The organism is Tunicatimonas sp., assembly GCF_049647865.1.
Taxonomy (GTDB): domain Bacteria; phylum Bacteroidota; class Bacteroidia; order Cytophagales; family Cyclobacteriaceae; genus Tunicatimonas.
Window position 1 is genome coordinate 1 of sequence record NZ_JBARYM010000201.1, and the last position, 1819, is coordinate 1819.

2 protein-coding genes are annotated in these 1819 nt (G+C 49.4%); both read right to left on the reverse strand.

Going from position 1 to position 1819, the window contains the following annotated elements:
* The coding region (locus WBA23_RS06215; protein WP_424581385.1) for an FAD-dependent oxidoreductase at nt 1-610 on the reverse strand (610 nt) is incomplete at its 3' end.
* An 8-nt stretch (nt 611-618) separates the two neighbouring features.
* A partial coding sequence (locus WBA23_RS06220; protein WP_424581386.1) for a SusD/RagB family nutrient-binding outer membrane lipoprotein occupies nt 619-1819 on the reverse strand: 1201 nt, incomplete at its 5' end.

The window sequence follows — 1819 nt, forward strand, 5'->3', positions numbered from 1 at the left end:
CCCAGTATTCGGCACCGGCTTGAGCCGCCAGATCGCCTTCGTAGGTAGCATCGATAAAAATCTGACCATTCACCTTTAGCGTGTCGTCATTTGCTAAATCCACAAACGTAGCCGACTGAATTGTAGATAGGCTGTCCGTTAGCGCACTACGGTCTACATCAGCTAACCGCCACTGGGTCTGGGTGGTGATGGAAGGATGCTCATCTACCATCTGATGAAAAATCGCTAGCGTAACGTGCGGCTCCGCGTGGATGCCCCCGTGCGTAGCGGCAAACTGTTCGGAATCTGCCCCGTACTTATCTCGGTAGTAATCTTCTACTCGCTGGGTATAATCCAGAAAAGTACCTCCCAATACTTCGTAGGAGATAAAGTCAGTAAACGAGAGACCGGAGGTCATCAGCCCCCCGATCTGAGCGTACTCTTCGGCCAACAGCACCGAGTGTCCGTACTGAGCTGCGTTAATCGCCGCCGCAATGCCGGAAGGAGTAGCTCCGTAAACCACTACATCGTAGGTGCTTTCCTGACTGTCGCTGACCGGTTGCGCCACGGCAGGCCGGAAACCAAGAAGACATACTAAATAAACACCTACGGAAACGATATACTGACTCATCTATTTAACTATTGCGCCCACACTAATTTAGTAGAAGGTTCCAAGACTGACAAGGGGTTAACATTGGTCGGTATGTTAGGGTTACGAGTTCGCTCCGAGTCAGGGTACGTAAACTGATTGGCCCGGCCTTCGGGGTTCACCGGAGCTAATACTGCGGTACGTCTGGTTTCATTGTAGGCCTCAATAAACTGGAACTGAGTGAAGTAAATAATTTTCTGCAAAATTATATCCTCTAAAGCCAAATTCGCAGTTCCCGGATCTACCGTTGGGTAATCTAAGTACGTAGCAATAGCTTCCTCCGATAGCGCTAAGTCAGGATTAAATAGCGAAGCCTGCTCCAGGGCGACTGTTACTGCTTGGAGGTACGCTTCGTGAGCCGCCGCAGTATTTCCCTGACGAAGGTGAGCTTCGGCGGTAATAAACAGTAGCTCAGTATAGGTGAGCACCGGAAAGGGAGCGTCGAGCTGCTGAAGAAATTTGGGCTTCGAGTAAAAGTTTCCGTTAGGATTTAGAAAGTCTTCCATTAGCTGACCATTCGGTCCGGGAGTACGAACTCCTACCGAATCAGGAACGGTTAACCACAGTTCAGCCCGAGGGTCTTCCTCAATGGTGTTGTTCGGGGTGAACGCCAGCATAGCGGTGAACAGTCCTGAACCAGCAGCCGAGCGAGGTTGAATAAATTCGGGAACCGATAGCGGGTTTCCGTTTTGTTGCACGTTGGTATACAGAGAAAGAACAAAGCTTTCTTCCTGGCTGACAAACGAGTTGCCTACGGCATCTAAACTTCGTTGGGCATTTCCCGCTTCTACGTTGATTAGTTTCATGTACAATCGGGCTTTTAGTCCGTAGGCCGTTTTCGCCCATAGAGCCAAATCACCACTGTATACTACGTCATCATCGCCGGGAGCAATCTCGCTAGCGTTGCGATTCAGGTAGTCAATAGATTCATCCAGAATAGCGTGAATATCGTCGTACAATGATGCGTGATCATCAAATATAGGGGATCGTACGTCGGTGGTCAGAGCCTCGTTAAAAGGAACATCTCCGTATAGGTCTAGCATATTAGTCCACGTAAATGCTTGAATGACTCCGGCAATACCCGCGTAGCCCCAGGCTTCTTCCGCAATGGCTTGCTCCTGCATAATAGCCAAATCATTTAACAGGGAGTAGCCTTCTTCCCAGGCTTCAGTATTGAATAGATTGAACGCA